The sequence below is a fragment of the Sphingobacterium anhuiense genome, assembly GCF_042686355.1.
Lineage (GTDB): Bacteria > Bacteroidota > Bacteroidia > Sphingobacteriales > Sphingobacteriaceae > Sphingobacterium > Sphingobacterium anhuiense.
In genome coordinates, this window is the sequence record NZ_JBHUPE010000007.1 from 373,350 (window position 1) to 388,765 (window position 15,416).

Consider the following 15,416-nt stretch of genomic DNA (forward strand, 5'->3'; position numbering starts at 1 on the left):
GCAATCTATTATTCTTTTAAATCATGATTATCCGAAATTACGGTTAACACAATTGCACTTTCAAAAAAATTGGCGCACTTCTATAAAGAAATGCGCCAATTGATATTTATTTACGATTTATTTCTTTTTAAACTTGCTTTGTAAATCATACCACAATTTACTCAAGCCCGTTTTCTTTTGACCTTTGTCTCCGTAGCCATAACCATAGCCGTAACCATAACCATACCCACGAGCAAAGTCAACATCATTGACTACAGAAGCTAAATTTTTCAATTTTCCTTCGACATACAATTCACGAGGTACCTGAAGTAAGCGCTTATCCAAATAATTCACTCGTGATACGTATAATGTCAAATCAGCATTATGAGCGATCAATAATGTATCGGTCACTAAACTCACTGGCGCTGTATCAACCAAGATATAGTCATAGTGATCACGAGCATACTTAATCACATCATCAAAATGACCATTCATTAATAATTCTGCAGGATTCGGAGCAATATACCCTGAGTAAACCACATCAAAATCATAGTTTCCAGGTTTCTTAATAATAATATTATCAACATCCATTTCTGGATTGATCAAAAACTGCGTAATACCTACATTAGTATGCTGTAAATGCGATAGACCTAAGTAATCCAAAACTTTAGGACTCCGAATATCCGCACCGATCAAAAGAACACGTTTATCGGACATAGATAAAATCTGAGCAAGATTGGTAGTTACAAAAGATTTACCCTCACCAGAAATTGTTGAGGTCACAAATACCACTTTGGAAGAGTCCTTTTTATCAGAACCGAACATAAAGTTCATATTTGTACGTAAAATACGAAATGCCTCCGCTAGAGAAGAACGGTCATTTTGATGAACAATAGTATCTTCTGCTGATGGTATTTCGCCCAAGACTGGAATTTTAACAACATCTTCAATATCCTTTCGCGAATGAATTTTATTATCTAATAAAAACTTCAAATATAGAGTTATAAAAGGAATTAATATACCTAAAATAAGTGCACCTAATAAGACTATACTACTTCTAGGAGATACAGGGACACCATTTCCATAAGCGGCGTCAATTATTTTCAAATTATCAGGTGTCGCCGCGGCCCGTACTTCACTTTCTTCACGTTTTTGCAGTAGTAGCAAATAAAGTGATTCCACAATCTGTTGCTGTCTTGATATTTTCTTGAAGCCCTGCTCTTGATTTGGAATAGAACTAATTCTTCCTTTTATTTCTCTGGATTTGCTTTCAATACTGTTCAGAGCCAATTTGGTAACTTGCTGATAGTTCTCTAATGAACGACGGATATTATTACGGCTCTCATCAATATTTTCATTTAGAGCAATGACTGTTGGATTTAATTCAGAAGCAGATTTTAATAAATCATCACGTTCTAATATCAATGTATTATAAGCTGCAATTGCTGTACCTATCGAAGCATCCTGTAAACCAATATTAGAAGGTAACAATTTTCCTTGTTTCTCTCCTTTAAGAAAATCATTCATATGATCGACCAGCTGTAGCTGGGTACGATATTCCAATACTTTTTTATCATTTTCAGATGCATTCTGTAAAAACACACCCGCTTCAGTGGCCATATCGACCATAGAGTTTGCAGATTTAAAATCTGAAACTTGTTCATCAGCTCCTGATAAATCTTTCGAGATCAACATTAACCGTTTATTTATAAAATCGGAGGTGGCTCTTGTCATCCGCATTTTATCATTTGTCAAATCAGCATTGTAAATATCAATCAGAGAATTCAAAATTAGTTCAGCTTTTTTGCTCAATCTTGAAACCATCGCAAAATTTACAATATAAGATTGGGCCTCTTTATTTGGTTGAATACCTATTGTTCCTAGTGTAGCATCTATTGCCCAATCTTTTGGTATAATTGTAATCTCATATTCAGCATCTTTTTCAATTAAATTACTTTGATTACGTCGAAAAATAATCTGATCATTGCCAATCTTAATTGACTTGTCAAATTCAGCACTAAACTTATCCCCTTTTGGAAGATTGGTAATTTGTAAATTTTTTCCATCTTTCAATCGTACCAGTATTCTAAGCCTTGTTGTATCTTGCCCCCCTTGCGGAGATACTACAAAAGGCATATCACTTTCCAAAAGTTCAGTTGAACGAATCTTTCCTCTTACCGCATAATTAATATTCAGATGATGTTGATCAACAACTTTCCTCATCAAGCGACGAGACTTTAATACTTCGATCTGATCAGTAACAAACGAAGATCGAGCACCACCACCAAATCCCATACTACTACTCAATTCTGCAATACCTGCTAATTCACCAGCGGAAGCACTTCTCTCATCTTTCAATAAAACTTTTGCAGTTGTACTATAAGTTTTCTGTGCATAACGTAAATAAACTACAGCTAAGCCGAGAATTAACACAACTGACAATATAAACCATTTCCAATAGTAAGCATATTGTTCAAAAAGCTGTCTTAGGTTAATCTCCTCCTCTTTTTCCTCTTTTATTTGTTTAGAATGTTGTTGTTCCATGGATATAATTAACGGGTAAGAACTGAAATTACGGTGATTAGTAAGCTGGCAATAGAAATAATTATGTTTGAATTGGCTCCAAGCTTAGAATTGTTAATCTGAGATTTATTTGGTTCGACGTAAATAACATCGTTTTGTGCAAGGTAATAATAGGGAGAATTTAATGTATTCTGCTGAGTCAAATCTAAGCGATGCATAGTTTTCTGACCATCAATTTCACGAATTAATAAAACATTATGACGGACTCCTCTTATTGTTAAATCACCAGCCATACTTAAAGCTTCCAAAACGGTAACACGTTCTGAGGGTAAAGTAAAAGATCCTGGTTTAGCTACTTCCCCTAGAACTGAGACTCTGAAATTATTAAAATTCATATTAACACCTGGATCTTTAATATACTGGCTCAGCTCATTCCTGATTTTTTCAATAGCTTCTACCCTAGTCAATCCAGCTACATGGACCTTACCTAACATTGGCAACGTAATTTCTCCTTTATTATCAACTGTATAAGTTGGTCTAAGTGCCATGTCTACTGACTGCGTCATATTAGAGGTAGTCATAGAACTAACGGGATTAAAAGGAGCAGTCACCTTAGGGTCTGCAGCTGTAACGACGATCGTTAAGATATCATTATTCTGTATTTTTGGAATATACTCTTCGTAAATTGTATTAATTTTTGTTGAATCGGACTGCAAATACACCATATTTTTTCGGGACCCACAAGAACTAAAGAACATTATGGTTACAGTAAGCATCAATACTGTAAAACCATACTTTGATATTAATCGCATGTTATATATTATAAAATAGATTTATTTTAAGCGCAAAAATATGCTAATTTAAACAATTTATACTATTAATTTTCATAAAAATTGATAACATAAATTCGATTTCATTTTAACAAATTTAATGCCTAAAAAATATTCTTGTTAATAACTCTTAAACTATATATATTGTATAAAAAAAATTAAACATATTTATCATTTGATTTTTATCATCAAATGATTAAAAATCAAAAAGATAGTAAATTTATAAAAGAGACAGCTTCCGTACTATCATATAAGTATTTCACTTTCCATAATTCCAATTCCTATCTTCAATAAAAAAATATCTTTATCAACTATTTATGAAAGAAAGAATTGTTTTTTCCAAACCTTTTGTGGCCGTCAAAGGCAATTTTTCAATTCCTAATGCCACTTTAATTTTTTTGTTCGAAACTAACAAATCACTTGTCATCTTTTTTAACCTTTTCGTATTTAATGGAAAAGGGATGATATCACCAATTTTTGCTAAAAATTTAATAAGTATCTTAGGAATAGCAATATTTATTGTTCTCTTTCCTGTTGTATTTTGTATTATTGCAATAATATCTTTTGTAGATAAGGCTTCATCATCAGCTACATGATATAATCCTGATTCTATACTTGCATAATTAGAAATTATTCTATCAATAAAAAAGGAAAAATTATCAATACAAATAAAGGAACGCTTATTATCAAAAGAAGATAATGGATAAGGAATACCTTTTGATATTAAACGATAGAGTAGCATTAAATTTCCCTTATCCCCAGGACCATGAACCATGGGTGGACGAAGAATTATAACTTTTTTTCCATCTGGCAACTTTTGAGACAATAACCACTTCTCCGCTAAGCATTTAGATTTACCGTACATTGAGGACGGTCTACATGTAGCATTCTCAATAAGAGGAATCTTAGATTCAAATTCTTCAATTGCGGCTAATGAACTAATATGAATTAATAACTTAGCTGAAGAAGATGTAAATTCATGAAATATTTCTTTGGTTAGTTCAACATTTGCATAATTGTACTCTTCTTCAGTTGCTATCCCATTATGATCATGCGCTTTTCCGATAAGATTAATAATTACTTCAGGATTATTAATTTGAATTTTTCTTTCCCAACCATTTTCCCTCAATGAGATACCTTCAGAATCATTAAGATTACTTAATAGACTTTGGCCAATAAACCCAGAAGATCCGCTAATTAAAATCATTGTGTACCTGTTTTAAAGCATCTAGCATTTTACCTGCTAAAAAATCCTTATCAAAGTTATCTTTAGCAACTATACTTGCATTTTTTCCCATTAATTCTGTTTCAATAGAGTTATCTTTCATAAAAATCAATGTTTCAGCCAATTGAATTGGGTTGTTTGGATCTAATGTATATCCAACATTATATTCAATTAAAAAATCCTTCATCCAACCCTGAGTATTTTGAATAACAGGAATACCAGCCGCTAATGATTCAAAAAATTTATTAGGTGAAGAAGTGTCTAAAACGGGGGTACCTTTTAGAGGCACTAGAGAAACAAAAGAATTTTGGATATAGGAAACAAGTTCAGCTTTCGGCATTAAATTTAATCGAACAAAATTACTAACATTTTCTTTTATTGCTAATTGCTCTAATTCTTCACGTTGTTGTCCTTCACCAATCAAAACAATTTTAATATCTTCTCTTCCCTTATTCTTTAGTATTTTAGCAGCTTCATATAACCAATATGAATTATTTACTAATCCTATATTACCTGTATAAATTGCATAACTTTTAGAAATTAATTTATTATCATGAAACGGTTTTAGGTCACTAAACAGTTCAATATTTGCAGCATTTGTTACATCAATAATTTTTTCAATTCCGAATCTCTTTTGAATATTTTTTGTCATACCTGGAGAAAGAGTAATGATAAAAGAAGACGCATTATAACATTTTTTCTCAAACCAATAAGCTAACCTCTGAAAAGTATTATTTTTAATAATTCCTAACTCAATTGCACCTTCAGGCCACAAATCTCGCGTTTCAAAAACCAATTTTCTTCCTCTAATATATTTCGCAATTAAGCCCGGAATTCCAACTGTAATTGGTCCAGATGAGGCGATGACGACATCGGCAGAAAGTTTGACTGCGTAGTAAGATGAAATTATACTATATAATAAAAATGACCAAATTCTTTTAAAAAAAGATTGTTTATTATCAATTTTTACATTTATAACCTTTACATGAATACCATCAAAAAACTGGTCTTCGATAAGTTTATTGGCTTTAAGATCCGATTTACTATAAACACTTGTAATAACCGTTACTTCATGGCCTGCCTTCACCCATTCTTTTGCAAACTCGTAGACCCTTGTTCCCCACGCCCCTTTCGGGGTGGAAAAATATTGATAGAAATACAGTATTTTCATAATATTAATTGGCCAGACTATTTAAAACTTCCACAATTCTTTCAGATGTTTTTCCATCCCATTTTGGAATATCTTGTCCTTTTTTCCATTGATTATTGAAAAGTCTTTCCATAGCAGATTTTATTGCCCTTGGATCTGATCCTAACAATTCATTTGTTCCCATCGTAATAGTTTCCGGTCTTTCTGTATTATCTCTTAATGTCATACAAGGAATTCCCATAACACTAGTTTCTTCAGTAATACCGCCAGAGTCAGTAATCACTGCTTTTGCATGCTGCACTAGAAAATTGAACTCAAAATAACTCAAAGGCTCTACCATATGTAAGCGCTCATCTGAAATTCCAAGATGTTCTAACATCTTTGCTGTTCGTGGATGCACCGGAAAAACTATTGGTAAATCTTTAGAATGCAAAATTATTTCTTTCATTAAATCTTTCAATTTTGATTCTTCATCAACATTTCCAGGTCTATGCAAAGTCATGACAATATAATTCTGCTCTTTCAAATTCAACTCATTCCAAACTTTTGGTTTTTCAAATTTATCTTTAAATTTTAATAGAGTATCAATCATAGTATTTCCTACAAAAAAGATTCTATTTTCTGATACACCAGTATTTAATAAATTTTCATTGGCAACACTTGAGGTTGTGAAAAAATAATCTGTGATACTATCTGTAAGCAATCGATTTATTTCCTCTGGCATAGTCCAATCTCCTGATCTAATTCCCGCCTCAACATGAGCAACCTTTAAATTTAATTTTTTCGCAGTGATAGCGCATGCCATAGTGGAAGTAACATCTCCAACAACCAAAACTAAATCAGTAGAATTATCTAATAGCTCTTTTTCGAATTTAACCATAATAGCTGCAGTTTGTTCTGCTTGACTACCACCACCTGCTTCTAAATTAGTGTTAGGTTCCGGTATATTTAATTGTTCGAAAAAATCACCCGACATTTTCTTATCGTAGTGCTGGCCTGTATGAATAAGTCTAAAACTTAACTTATCTTCTTTTTGAATTGCATGAATAATTGGTGCAATTTTCATAAAATTAGGCCTAGCTCCCGCTACTATTGTTATTTTCATATTATTTAATATTATTTCTTAAAATTTTCCAAGCCTCCTCTGGGCTAAAAGATTCTTTTATATTTTTAACATCTTGTTTTAAAGTACTTAAAACGAAAGAATTTGTTAGACAAAAAACTACTTTTTCAACAAAATCATTACTATTGTTGAACTCTGCTATAATTCCAGATTTTCCATCTACCACAAATTCTTTTGCATACTTCCAATTTGATACTACAACAGGAACTTCGGCGAGATACGATTCTAATATAGACCCCGGAAAACCTTCGGTATAGTATTGAGTAGGAAATAGAAACAAATCATATTCTTTCAATGTATCTACTATATCTTCAGGTGGCAGAATACCTTTATAGGTCAAAATTCCGTTGGAGCTATTTAATATGTTTTCAAAATCACCTTCATATCCATTAAGAATAGGGCCGTAGATACTAATACTTACTTTATTAGCAAACTTTTCAAACAATTTATCCGATAGCATTTTTAAAGTATTAATACCCTTTTGAGGATGAACTCTTGCCATAAATACAAGATTAAAAGTTGTTTTTTCAAAATGCAGTTCTCTTTTCTTTCCAGGAACATAGAATCGAAAATTATGTAATTTAACAACATTATTAAAAGCATAATCATCCATTAAAAGTTTCACTAGTTCATCAGTTTGCGGATATATACCATCAATGTTTCGTAACATCCACCTATGAATAGGTAAACGCTTAAGAAAATCATGAAGCCATCCTCCAACAACTATATAATGAATCTTTACATTAAACAGTTTACTCACGAAAAAAATAATTGGAAATAAATACTTTAAATTGTTGTGAGCTGGAACATAATATATAATATCACTTTTTGACAATTTTTTCAGCGACTTAAAAAAACTAAATTTATCACTTTTGAAATTTTGGGTATCAAAAAAGTCAACGACCATATTATTATTGCTACTATTTAATTCCAATAGTTTCAATATGGACCTCGTTTTGATTGTTTGGCCATCCAACTGATTAGTTAAAAACCCCAGGTAACCATATAATAATACCTTTTTATTATTTTTCATTTATTTACCATTTAGAGTATTTAACTTTTTTACTTCCCAATTTGTATAGTTGCTCCGTAAGTCAATTCCAGAAGAACGTTTTGACCTCACTAAATCATTTTTCATTAAGTCACTAAGGAAGATATAATCATCACATGCGGACGATAACGCTAATAATCTAAGACTTGGGTAAATTTTATTTTTATCAAAATAAATCAAAGAATAATCATAAGTGGGATTTGTAGGTTTTGTTTTCCAGCTACCAACATTTAGCGCCTTTGCCAGATCGGCGTTACTGTAAGCTTTACTTATATCACAAAAATTCCATACGCCAATTCCATTTGAATTGGAATAATAAGCTTCTGCTGATTTTGAAATGAAATAAAGTGGCTTAACATTTCTACTGTTTGAAACTACATCATATGTCCAATAATTATATGTATTATTTATAAATTTTGGCTTAAAATTGATTTTCTTAGAAACAATCTGTGCTAAAAAAGTTTTATTATTTTTAATTGAATAGACTTGATTAGTATTTGATCCAAAAGTACTATAAAAGTTTGAATTGAATCCTAAAGCCTGATCTAGCGAAACAACATCATTTATAAATTGAATTCCTTCAGGCATGGGTTCATCAATTAAATATATATATATACTTTCAATAGGTATTGATCGACTTTTAAATACTTCGCGTAGTCCATCCACCCACTTCTTATAAGATATTTTAAAATTTTCATCAAATTTTACACCCTTTTTATTTAAATCTAAAAATATAAAATACCTTTTAAATTTTGCAGCACCTATTGGAAGGTAATTTTCTAATTTACTAAAACTTGCTATTTTGTTGCTAATACTTGGCAAAGCGAAAGGTGGAATGACAATGTTATTAACACCATTAGTATGTAACATATCTTCGATTTGCTTTCTTTTTCCCTTTAAGGCCAAATTATAATCGAAATAAGCCCATACATTTATATCAAATTGAGTGGAGGGTCTAGAATTTGACACCATCACCGTCTTCGACAAATTTAGGGTAGTATTTGATACACTTATTGATACATTCTCACTTCCAGAATAAATTCCTTCAAATTTGACAAGAAAAAATCTTTCCCTAGATAAATCCTGCATTTCTAGTGGTAATACTGCATCCAGAATTGATTGATTATTGTAATTTTTAATAGATGGCAAATAGCTAAAAGATATTTTAACTTTTTTTGAACTAGATTTAAAAGTTATTCTATTGGCATCCGTACCTGATATTTTCAAAATACGATAATTGGAGCCTTTCAACAAAATAGGAATCGCTTCGACCTTATCTACAGCCAATCTTGAGATTTCATTTTCCCAAGGTAAATACCAATCAGCCTTTTGCGCATTGGCAACATTGATACCGAAATAAAAAATTAAAAAGAGAAAATGAATTTTACGCATCTTGATAACAATTATTGTGAGCATTATAACATTTATTGATACTATATTTTTGATCAAATGCACTTCTAGCATTTTCCGAAATTTCTTTTAAAATATCGGTATCAAGTATTAAGATATTCTCTATAGCACTTTTAATATCATCAACGTTTGTGCCATCTATAAGAAATCCATTTACACCACTTCTTATCATGTAAGAAATACCACCGACATCGGTTCCTAATGAAACTTTACCAAGTGCGAAAGATTCAATTAAAGAAATAGGCATACCTTCCCACAATGATGGTAAGATAAAAAAGTCTGTATGGGCTAAGTAATCCTGTGGATTAGTTACACTTCCCATTAATTCAATATTTTTATCCGCTAATACATTCACACTATTGTATTCATCTGAATTTTTATTTCCTCCCAAGATGATTAATTTAACTTTATAGTTTCCTAATGTATTTACTTCTTTAACAGCATTAATTAAATTTGCATGGTTCTTAGCCTCTTTAAGACTTCCGATATTTAAAAATATTTTATATCCTTGCATCCTTAAACTATCAAAATATGATTCTATGTCAACAGCTTGGGCAGTCAAGTTTGGCATACTTCTTCCATTAAAAATCATCTTTACCCCCTCTCCGTAAAGTGATCGTGCCTCTTGATCTACCTTAGGTGATATACTAATTGGAGTACATTTTTTTAATACTTTGAAAAATAATAAGCGCAAATTTTTACCTAAGGAACTCTTGTACTCTTTTGAAGGCAGACTATGAATCGTATGGTAAAACTTATATGAACTCAACATAAAAGTCAGAGCCATGTAGTTGAATGCGGATAAGTGGGTTTGAACTATATTTGGTTTAATTTTCTTTAACAAGCTAAATATTTTGAAAAAAAATAAAATATCAAAGCCTCGTTTTTTTTCCAAAATATGAATTTTAACTTTTTGATCAAGTTCATTAATAAAAAAATTATTGCTTTTTTCAAATAAAATTAAATTACAATCCCAGTTATTGCGAACACCCTCATTTACTAAATCTACAACAAATCTTTCAGCACCACCTGTTGATAGATTTGGAATTATATGTACAACCTTTATCATAAAAATTTTAATGAAATATAAACTACATGCAGGCTAATATAAATTATTATCCCCCCCCCTACTATTCTGAATTTTTGAGATTTACTCAAACTAATATATGTGCTTACAGCAAACAAATAAATTAAAGGATAAACTGCCATAAGCCTTCTAAAATCTCCCGAGGCCGCAGATGCGAAAACTAAAAACAATAATGACAATAGCAAAAGATATTTATAATCAATTGTAAAAAACTTTAAGTTTTTAATTCTTGAAAGACTAACAACCCAAACTAGAAACCAAAATATACCTCCAAGCATTACGGGGAAAGCTAAAAGTTTGATTATTCCTCGAGACGTACTCAAGCCTGAAGTAATTGGAAATGGTAAGATTTGAGAATAAGTAGCTCTAGCAATATGTTTAATACCAGGAGGCAAATTTAATAATGCAGCACCAAGACCATCCTGTGTTGCATCTTCAGTATTTAATTCACTATAACGTTGCGATGTTGAGCTAAAAAGCTCCAAAATGTACAATACGTTAAATCTAAAAAAGATAATTAACAAAATAGTGCTTCCGAAAACTGACCACAGAAGTTTTTTAGTAATGGTTAAATTACTATTGAAAATAACAATATAAATATATAATAAAATAATTACACCAAAAAAAGCGGCATGTTCTGGCCGAAACAGACTTAATAAATATAGTATTATACCTAATCGAATAAGATTATTTGGAGTTTTATATTTTAAAAAATAATAAAATCCCAAAGCAAATAAGACGCTAATATGAACATCTCTTAAAATATTAGCAGAATATGCGAATGTAAAACTAAAAAGTCCATAAACAATTGCATAATAATAAGATTGCTTATGATCTATATAAAGATTTAATAAATTATATACAGTAGAAATTAATAATGAACTTATAAAAGTAATTATCATTAATTGAATATAATATGTATTCGTCTGAATAAAATTTGCTAAATACCCAACCGTTACACTAATATAGTAGAATCCCCTAGTTTCAGTTAACAAATAATTACCTTCTATACTTGTAATACTATTTATATAGGATTTAAAAGCAAGAAGATTTTGCGTATTTGCAAAAAATTTAGAACTATCAATTGCTATAAAGTAATCATCATATCCACTTTCAATGTAAACCTCATTAATTATAAACGCATATATGCTGTAAATGAGAAAAAAAAGTTGAAAAATCTCAAAAGAATTATCTTTATTATTTTTGAAACAGACGTTATTAAAAAACATTCCCATTAAATTCAACAATATTGCAATAACTATTATTGCAATATTGTTATAATAAAATGATACAACTAAAAAAAATAATAGCGATAAAATCAGCTTTAAATTCAATTTCAACATTTTAAGATTGAATGAAATTTCTACATTTATTTATAAGATCCGTTGTATATTCATCGTTAAAAGATGGGTTTGTTATATTTTCCCAATCCATCTTTTTAGGATCTAAAATATGAAGATTATTAGAAATTTCTTTTGATAATTCTACTTTATCAGTTAATACAATATTCAACAATTCGATTGTACCTTTAAGTCTTGACATTTCATGTTTATGAGATAATCCTCCACCTCCAATAAAAACAACAGGGGTCCCCATCGCTAAACAGGGTAAAGCACAATGTATTCGTGAAGTAATAACTAATTTTGCCTTAGAAAACTTTCTTAACAAATCTTCTGCTATTTCAAATCTTTCAGATTCGTTATAATCTTTATTCCAATATGAGTGAGTTAAATACTCCGCTTTATTCAAAATATTCTCGGGAATAATCTTTTCGATTTTTTTATCCCTGTCAAACATTTTAAAAATTTTCCCCTTAATAAGATGGCTTAAAATTCGTATTGGGAAATCTTTGTAAAGCTGCTTATAATCATCTTTATATAAAACATCAACGATATAAATTTTATCATTCTTTTCCTCCGACTTATATTTTAAACCCAGAGTTGTAGTTAAACATGCGCTATAATAGCAATCAATTCCTTTATCTTTAAGAAATTTCACCGTGCCAAAATCTCTACAGCCAATCGGTGAATGCTTTTTTAAATAATCGATATTCTCTTTTTTGCTTAATAAAATTGAGGCATGAGCTGAATTTAGATGAAAAGAAACAAATAATGGTTTGATATTATCAACAGGTGGCCAATTAAGGGGCTTATGTGTATACCAGCCATTCATAATCATTTTTATTTCATCAGTTCCATCATATTCGTTTAATCTATCTCTATAAATCAAATCATCAACTTGTGGCAAGAATTGCTTTGCAGCTAAACTCTGTATATGATCTCCAACATTAAATTTACCGGAAGCGCCGTCTTCATAATTTAATAATCCAAACTTCATAATTTATAAAAATTTATTTTTCAACATTTTAATAGTACTAAAATTAAAATATAAGGAAATTGCACATACAAATGCAACAACACTTATTTGCAATAAAATATTATCAAAGTACGTTGGTAAGAAAGAAATAAAAAAAATCATAAACAAACCACATAGCTTTTGATAATTAACATGTATACGAAATATATCTTTTGATTGATATATTCTTAATAACAACAGAAAAACATATCCAACCAAAATTCCGATAGCCGCACCATATAGACCTAAATAAGGAATCAAAAGATATGACAAAATTATCGTAAGTATCCCAGACAACAGTGTACTAATAAATAAAGATGAAGTCTTTTTAGCTCCCAAAAATCCCGAAGAATAAAAGCTTGCTAAGGAACTAAGTATTGTGGACAACATTAATAAAGGTACTAGATACTTTGATTCGTTAAATGACTTATCAATAAAATAATGAAATAAAATATTATTGAATGAAAGAACAATAGCACTAAAACAAATCAATAAACTACAATATTTGTCAAAAATTGACGTGTAGTATTCATTTCTATTTTTATCATCAAATGTTAAAATAGACTTCTCCTGCCATGCTAAAGTAAATATACCTACTATCATAGTAACAATCGTCGGCAATTTAAATGCAATAGCAAATATTCCATTAAAAGAAGCCCCTAAAAAAAGTAATATTAGATAACGGTTTGATGATGAAATACCCCACCAACTCAACGAATTAGGAACCATAGGGCACGAGTATGCAAGCATCTCTTTTAATAGCTTTATATCAAATAATTTTAGATTTACCGATTTATAAATTTTTGACACTACTACTAATTGAATTATAGTTAAGCAGTATGCAGTTATTATCGATATCAATAATCCCTCAATTTTTAGATTAGTGAATACTAAAAAATAAACTGATAGAGCAACATTAATAAATGAATTAATAACACCATTAACTGCATAAAGCTTATTATATCCTAGCCCCCGTACCGTCTGCTGAAGAAGGATATACAAACTTTGCACGATCACTAAAGCCAAAAAATAATTACTCTGTCGGAGAGAAACAAGATTAAAAAAATCTAATCCCAGCCAGATGAAAATAAATAAGACTGATGAAAAAAAATAAAAAATAATTCCAGTACTAACAATGGATTTGTTATCAGAAGATTTCTTTGCTGTAATTAACCATCTAAAAATTGAGTCCGAAATTTGTAATGAAAATAATGGAATTAAAATATTAAGGGAAATTAGAATTAAATCTAATTCCCCAACCTCACTACTCGTGAGATAATAAGTCGTAAAAAAAACTAATAAAAAACTTAAGACTCTTGATCCAAAGTTTCCTATTGCATAAATAGCCGAAAGAAAAAAAAGACTTTTATTATTTTTATAACTTTTCATCAGAAACTGGCAATATTCCTTTTACATCATACACAACAGCACAATCTTTTTTCAGTGCATCAAGATCAATATTTAAGAACTCGTTATGTGCCACTCCTAAAACTATTGAATCAAATTTTGCTTCAGGCAAGGATGTAAAACTTTCGATTCCATACTCATGCTTAACTTCTGCTGGATTTGCCCATGGATCATAAGTAGTAACTTTTACGCCATAGTCTTCCAAGGCAGCAATGACATCGACAATTTTTGTATTACGAACATCTGGACAGTTTTCTTTGAAGGTAACACCTAACATTAAAACCTCAGCCCCATTAACATTGATACATTTTTTGATCATGGTCTTTATCACCTGTGAAGCAACATATTCGCCCATAGAATCATTTAAACGACGACCAGCCAAAATAATTTCAGGATGGTATCCGTGTTCTTGTGCTTTCTGTGCTAAATAATAGGGATCAACACCAATACAGTGACCTCCTACCAATCCTGGTTTAAATGGAAGGAAATTCCATTTTGTCCCAGCGGCTTCTAAAACTGCGTGTGTATCAATATTTAGGATATTGAAAATTTTAGCCAACTCATTGACAAAGGCAATATTAATATCGCGTTGCGAATTTTCAATTACTTTAGCCGCTTCAGCAACTTTAATGCATGGTGCTAAATGTGTACCCGCTGTAATAACGGTTTTATAAACTTCATCGACTTCAATACCAATTTCTGGTGTTGAACCTGCAGTTACTTTTAATATTTTTTCAACCGTATGTTGCTTGTCTCCTGGATTGATACGTTCTGGAGAATATCCAGCAAAGAAATCGACGTTAAATTTAAGACCTGATACTTTTTCTAATACCGGGATGCATTCTTCCTCTGTAACACCTGGATACACTGTTGATTCATAAACAACGATATCACCTTTTTTCAATACTTTACCAACAGTTTCTGAAGCTTTGTATAAAGGTGTCAAATCAGGACGATTGTTTTTATCGACCGGTGTAGGCACCGTTACTACATAGAAGTTCGCATCATCAATATCAGTTAATTGGTTTGAACACCATAAACCGTTACTATTAGCTGTAAATGGATTTTTCTCTAACAAAACAGCCTGTAAAATATTATCTTCAACTTCTAATGTCAAATCTTTTCCAGCACGTAATTCATCGATACGCTTTTGGTTGATATCAAAACCTACCACTGGAAATTTTGTTGCAAACAAGCGGGCTAAAGGTAATCCTACGTATCCTAAGCCTATAACTGCAATTTTTTTCATCTATTTTATAATTTTTAGTATTCTAAT

Annotated in this window: 12 protein-coding genes; all 12 read right to left on the reverse strand. The window is 30.7% G+C overall.

The annotated features are described in order from the left end of the window. Positions 1-117: 117 nt before the first annotated feature. Positions 118-2,523: a GumC family protein gene (locus ACFS6I_RS18230; protein ID WP_380922770.1), complete on the reverse strand. Its 2,406-nt coding sequence runs from the start codon at positions 2,521-2,523 to the stop codon at positions 118-120. Positions 2,524-2,531: 8 nt separating this feature from the next. Beyond that, positions 2,532-3,314, reverse strand: a complete 783-nt coding sequence (locus ACFS6I_RS18235) for a polysaccharide biosynthesis/export family protein (protein WP_380922772.1) — start codon at positions 3,312-3,314, stop codon at positions 2,532-2,534. Positions 3,315-3,639: 325 nt separating this feature from the next. After that, positions 3,640-4,539 carry an NAD-dependent epimerase/dehydratase family protein gene (locus ACFS6I_RS18240; RefSeq protein WP_380922774.1) on the reverse strand — a complete coding sequence of 300 codons (900 nt, stop codon included), beginning with the start codon at positions 4,537-4,539 and terminating at the stop codon, positions 3,640-3,642. Further along, positions 4,526-5,728 carry a glycosyltransferase family 4 protein gene (locus tag ACFS6I_RS18245; RefSeq protein ID WP_380922776.1) on the reverse strand — a complete coding sequence of 401 codons (1,203 nt, stop codon included), beginning with the start codon at positions 5,726-5,728 and terminating at the stop codon, positions 4,526-4,528. Before ACFS6I_RS18245 ends, ACFS6I_RS18240 begins: the two co-directional genes overlap by 14 nt. A 4-nt stretch (positions 5,729-5,732) precedes the next feature. Then, positions 5,733-6,812 carry a non-hydrolyzing UDP-N-acetylglucosamine 2-epimerase gene (gene wecB / locus ACFS6I_RS18250; RefSeq protein WP_380922778.1) on the reverse strand — a complete coding sequence of 360 codons (1,080 nt, stop codon included), beginning with the start codon at positions 6,810-6,812 and terminating at the stop codon, positions 5,733-5,735. 1 nt (position 6,813) lies between these two features. After that, entirely contained in the window at positions 6,814-7,863 is a 1,050-nt protein-coding gene (locus ACFS6I_RS18255; protein WP_380922780.1) for a glycosyltransferase family 4 protein, read from the reverse strand. After that, the gene (locus ACFS6I_RS18260; RefSeq protein ID WP_380922782.1) at positions 7,864-9,273 is read right to left on the reverse strand and encodes a hypothetical protein; all 1,410 of its coding nucleotides are present in this window, start codon (positions 9,271-9,273) and stop codon (positions 7,864-7,866) included. After that, positions 9,266-10,360 (reverse strand): glycosyltransferase, encoded by a 1,095-nt coding sequence (locus tag ACFS6I_RS18265; RefSeq protein ID WP_380922783.1) that lies wholly within the window; start codon positions 10,358-10,360, stop codon positions 9,266-9,268. Before ACFS6I_RS18265 ends, ACFS6I_RS18260 begins: the two co-directional genes overlap by 8 nt. Beyond that, a complete protein-coding gene (locus tag ACFS6I_RS18270) occupies positions 10,357-11,721 on the reverse strand; it encodes a hypothetical protein (protein WP_380922785.1) in 1,365 nt (454 codons plus the stop codon). Before ACFS6I_RS18270 ends, ACFS6I_RS18265 begins: the two co-directional genes overlap by 4 nt. A 1-nt stretch (position 11,722) precedes the next feature. Beyond that, positions 11,723-12,715, reverse strand: a complete 993-nt coding sequence (locus ACFS6I_RS18275; protein ID WP_380922787.1) for a polysaccharide pyruvyl transferase family protein — start codon at positions 12,713-12,715, stop codon at positions 11,723-11,725. Between the two features lie 3 nt (positions 12,716-12,718). Next, entirely contained in the window at positions 12,719-14,122 is a 1,404-nt protein-coding gene (locus ACFS6I_RS18280; protein WP_380922789.1) for a lipopolysaccharide biosynthesis protein, read from the reverse strand. Next, on the reverse strand, positions 14,109-15,389 hold the full coding sequence (locus tag ACFS6I_RS18285; protein ID WP_380922791.1) for a nucleotide sugar dehydrogenase: 1,281 nt from the start codon (positions 15,387-15,389) through the stop codon (positions 14,109-14,111). The genes ACFS6I_RS18280 and ACFS6I_RS18285 overlap by 14 nt, the downstream gene beginning before the upstream one ends. Between the last annotated feature and the right edge of the window lie 27 nt (positions 15,390-15,416).

Bases quoted from the DNA above. Each gene is read 5' to 3' on its own strand.
- ACFS6I_RS18260 (WP_380922782.1), bottom strand. From the start codon at position 9,273: ATGCGTAAAATTCATTTTCTCTTTTTAATTTTTTATTTCGGTATCAAT.
- ACFS6I_RS18265 (WP_380922783.1), bottom strand. From the start codon at position 10,360: ATGATAAAGGTTGTACATATAATTCCAAATCTATCAACAGGTGGTGCT.
- ACFS6I_RS18275 (WP_380922787.1), bottom strand. From the start codon at position 12,715: ATGAAGTTTGGATTATTAAATTATGAAGACGGCGCTTCCGGTAAATTT.
- wecB (WP_380922778.1), bottom strand. From the start codon at position 6,812: ATGAAAATAACAATAGTAGCGGGAGCTAGGCCTAATTTTATGAAAATT.
- ACFS6I_RS18285 (WP_380922791.1), bottom strand. From the start codon at position 15,389: ATGAAAAAAATTGCAGTTATAGGCTTAGGATACGTAGGATTACCTTTA.
- ACFS6I_RS18230 (WP_380922770.1), bottom strand. From the start codon at position 2,523: ATGGAACAACAACATTCTAAACAAATAAAAGAGGAAAAAGAGGAGGAG.
- ACFS6I_RS18255 (WP_380922780.1), bottom strand. From the start codon at position 7,863: ATGAAAAATAATAAAAAGGTATTATTATATGGTTACCTGGGGTTTTTA.
- ACFS6I_RS18240 (WP_380922774.1), bottom strand. From the start codon at position 4,539: ATGATTTTAATTAGCGGATCTTCTGGGTTTATTGGCCAAAGTCTATTA.
- ACFS6I_RS18235 (WP_380922772.1), bottom strand. From the start codon at position 3,314: ATGCGATTAATATCAAAGTATGGTTTTACAGTATTGATGCTTACTGTA.
- ACFS6I_RS18270 (WP_380922785.1), bottom strand. From the start codon at position 11,721: ATGTTGAAATTGAATTTAAAGCTGATTTTATCGCTATTATTTTTTTTA.
- ACFS6I_RS18280 (WP_380922789.1), bottom strand. From the start codon at position 14,122: ATGAAAAGTTATAAAAATAATAAAAGTCTTTTTTTTCTTTCGGCTATT.
- ACFS6I_RS18245 (WP_380922776.1), bottom strand. From the start codon at position 5,728: ATGAAAATACTGTATTTCTATCAATATTTTTCCACCCCGAAAGGGGCG.